Genomic DNA, 1,893 nt, shown 5'->3' with positions numbered 1-1,893 from the left:
ACTTCAAGAAGATGTATGACAGCCTGCGTGATTTCCGGAACGAGGAGTACCTCTGGTTCCAAGTCGCCGAGTATGGCTTTGACACCTTTATGATCCGCACCCGCGCCCGTGGATGATGCTGGAGACGGGCACCGCTACTCAATCGCTTGCAGCGGCCTTGCCCGTTCCGGGCAAGGCCGCTGCAACGATGCACAGACCTTTCAGTGAGAAGGGAGAACCTCGCTGACGAAGGCCGCTCATGGCGCGGCGCTTGCCGATCTAACAAAGGGGCGGCTCGCGACCGGTCCAATGGGAATGGCCTCATAGATTGCCAATCCCTCGTCAAAGCGCAGGGCCGAGCACGCGCTTCGGGCCTCGTCGAAGAGCCGAATGATTTCGCTGAGTTGATCAGCGTCCAATTCATGGGCCGTCCTGTGCTGATCGATCAACTCAGCGATGTGGCTGTTCCAGGCTCGACAGGCGGCTGAGAGCGGCATTCGTCCCTCTACCGCTTGGCTGGCGCCTATCACCAGAAGTCTGCAACCGATGATCGAGGCCTGAGCATAGGTCCGCGCATGCGATGGCCAGCTCTGAGGCGCCATCTCGGCCCCCGTAAAGGAGACGCCCAGCAAGAGACACTATGACTGAACGGGACAGGTTAGCCCGCAGCGTCGATGTGGGGCGAGCGTGGCCGCACAGATAATTCCGTTCCAAATCCACACACGGTGAGAAAACCGCCTATGTATGCGTAATTCGTAGAATGCCCGGTTTGGAAGGCAGCATCAGCGGATGATCCGCAGTCGGTCAGGGACGGCCTTTATACGGCGGTGTCACGTTAACCTGGAGATGAGATCGGACGGTGTAGATGGTCCGGCATGACCAAGCCCATCAGCTACAAGCGCCATCGCTTTCCACCCCAGATCATCGCCCATGCGATGTGATTGTACCTCCGGTTTCCTCTGAGCCTGCGATTGGTCGAGGAGATGCTGCTCGAGCGCGGCGTCGTTGTCTCCTATGAGACGGTCCGCCGCTGGGCACTGAAGTTCGGGCCCGCGTACGCTCGCCGTCTCAGGCGCAAGACGCCAAGCCGCCGCGACATCTGGCACTTGGATGAGGTGGTAGTCACCATTGCCGGCCAGAAGCACTGGTTGTGGCGGGCTGTTGACCAGGACGGATACGTCCTTGATGAGGTCGTGCAAACGCGCCGCAATACCGCGGCAGCCAAGCGCCTGCTGAGGCGCCTCTTGAGGAAACAAGGCTGCCCTCCACGACGAATGATCACCGACAAGCTCGGCTCCTACGCGGCTGCCCAGCGTCAGGTCATGCCGACAGTCGAACACCGCTCGCATAAGGGACTCAAGGGACTCAGCAATCGGGCGGAAAATTCGCATCTGCCGTTGCGGCGACGAGAGCCGGTGACGCAAGGCTTTCGATCACCCAGGTATCTGCAGCGGTTCGTCAGCGTGTTCTCGGCCGTCCGCAATCTTTTCGTTCCATCTCACTCCGGCCGCTCCGCCTCTGCCACCCACCTCCACCGCCTCAACGCCATGGCGGAATGGAAAGTCGCGGCTAATGTCGCTGCTTGAGACGATTAAGGTGACCGAATTCGCCTCAATTCGCCCGATGTCAGTTAACGTGACAACACCTTTGGTTGAAAATGCTAGTGTTGTGACTCTAACGCTTGTTTCGCACGGGCGACCTTTTCCAGGATAGCTGAGGCCGAGGCGGTCCAGACAAAGGGTCTCGGGTCGGCATTGTGGTGCTCCAGGTAGTCCATGATAGCACTCTCCAGATCGGGCACGCTCGTGAAGGCGCCCCGCCGAATGCGCTCCTGGGTGATCAGGGCAAAGAAGCGCTCAACCTGGTTGAGCCATGAGGCCGAGGTCGGCGTGAAGTGCAGGTGGAAGCGCGGAT

Annotated in this window: 3 pseudogenes; 2 read left to right on the top strand and 1 reads right to left on the bottom strand. The window is 59.8% G+C overall.

The features are described 5' to 3' along the window. Nucleotides 1–116: pseudogene (locus FS320_RS49385) on the top strand (ABC transporter substrate-binding protein); the annotation flags it as partial. A gap of 738 nt (nucleotides 117–854) precedes the next feature. Further along, nucleotides 855–1,565 (top strand): annotated as a pseudogene (locus tag FS320_RS42535) (IS6 family transposase). A 74-nt stretch (nucleotides 1,566–1,639) separates the two neighbouring features. Here FS320_RS42535 and FS320_RS46780 read toward each other — a convergent pair. Beyond that, nucleotides 1,640–1,893 (bottom strand): annotated as a pseudogene (locus FS320_RS46780) (IS630 family transposase); the annotation flags it as partial.

Source organism: Microvirga tunisiensis (genome assembly GCF_009296175.1).
GTDB lineage: Bacteria > Pseudomonadota > Alphaproteobacteria > Rhizobiales > Beijerinckiaceae > Microvirga > Microvirga tunisiensis.
This window is presented reverse-complemented; position numbering and strand designations above follow the sequence as displayed.